Below are 1,508 nucleotides of genomic sequence, written 5' to 3'. Positions count from 1 at the left end.
CCGGTGGCTGTCTGTAGGTGGCGGGCCACGGCCAGCGCGCAGAACACGATGGTCAGGTGGGCCTGGATCGCATCCCGGGTGTGGTGGAAGATCGGTCGGGCACGAAGGTCGGATTTAGCCATCCGGAACGAGGCCTCGACCTCGAACAACGAGTGATAGGCCGCCACGACCTCAGCCCCGGAGAGCACCTTCATGCTGGTGTTCGTCACGTAACCCTTGAGCCCGAAGAGCTGCTCGGCGGTCTTGGCCGCCTCGTAGTCCACGCTCAGGGACTTCCGCTGGCCATTGGTCAGGAACCGGGCCTTGCGTTGGGCCTTCCGCCCGGCGGCGATGTCCTCAGCCCGCTGGACCTGCAGCGTGTGGTTCCGCCGGTCGCGGTGTTCACGGGCCAGCCGGTACTGCCAGACCGCGCGCCTGCGTGATGACTCGGTGCCCTTCTTCAGCTCGGTGGTGGTCTCGATGACCTGCCCGTCGGCGAAGTGGTTGCCTTTCGTGGCGAACGTCTTCGCCAGGTCCATCGGGGCCTTGGAGTTCCTCGAGCCGACGATGTACTGATAGCCGGCCTCCTCCAGGGCCTGGATGTTCGCCCAAGAGAGCATCCCGGCATCAGCCACCACCAGCATGTCCTCCACCTGGTGACGATCACGGAAGGCGTCCAACACGGGGATCATGGTCCTGGTCTCTGCCTTGTTCCCCTCGAAGAAGTGCAACTCCAACGGGAACCCTGACCGGTCGACCAGCAGCCCGACCAGGATCTGCGGGTCGATCCGTCGTTCCTTCGAGAACCCGGACTTGCGCAGCTCGTCTTCCTCATCGGCCTCGAAATACAGGGTGGTGACGTCATAAAGGCAGAGGCTGACGGCCCCGCCTCCGGCGGCGAACCGGTAGGCGGCGGCGCTGACCGCGTCCTGCCATTTCTCCTCCACGCTGCGCGCCAGTCGGCGCTTGAGAGTGGCATAGGAGGGCACCTTGCCCACGTTGAGTTCCTCGAGGACCCGGAGGGAGTCCAGTTTCGAGGTTGGTTCGATGATTCTAGCCAGCACCAGCTGCTTGAAGACCTCGTCATCAACAGCACTGGGAAAGCCGATCCTCTCGTAGGCCAGCTCCAGTACCTCCCACAGCAACCGAGGTCGGGTCCCGTGCAGCACCAGCCCACCACCGGCATCAACGCCTGTGGCTGGGACCTTGGTGGTGTCGTCGGTGTGCAGGTCGAGGTCGAAGGCCATCTGGCCGGCCTGGATCTTCTCCCGCGCCACCTGTTCCAGGGCGGCCAGCGTCACCTCGTCGTGGGCCGAGCCGAGGTGCTCGACAATCTTTCGCACTCCACGGCGCTTCTCCACGAGCTGGGCCGCGGTCGCCCCGGAAGCGGTCTTCACCCGCCGGATGTACATCCAAACAGCCTAGAACCCCCGACCGTTAGTGCCCCACCCCGCAACTAAGAACCCCGGAATCATGCGGAACTAGACGCCAAGAACGACCGAATCACCAAACAGTGAGCCAAGTCGGGT

General features: G+C 64.3%; 1 protein-coding gene. It reads right to left on the bottom strand.

What is annotated here, in order from left to right:
• Window positions 1-1,376 (bottom strand): IS1634 family transposase (locus AB0K08_RS16985; protein ID WP_363356519.1); only part of this gene is annotated, 1,376 nt, incomplete at its 3' end.
• Window positions 1,377-1,508: the final 132 nt, after the last annotated feature.

This window comes from Citricoccus sp. NPDC055426 (assembly GCF_040677445.1).
In the GTDB taxonomy this organism is placed as follows: Bacteria; Actinomycetota; Actinomycetes; order Actinomycetales; family Micrococcaceae; genus Citricoccus.
The sequence above is the reverse complement of the archived record's forward strand: the minus strand, read 5'-3'. Positions and strand labels throughout refer to the sequence as shown.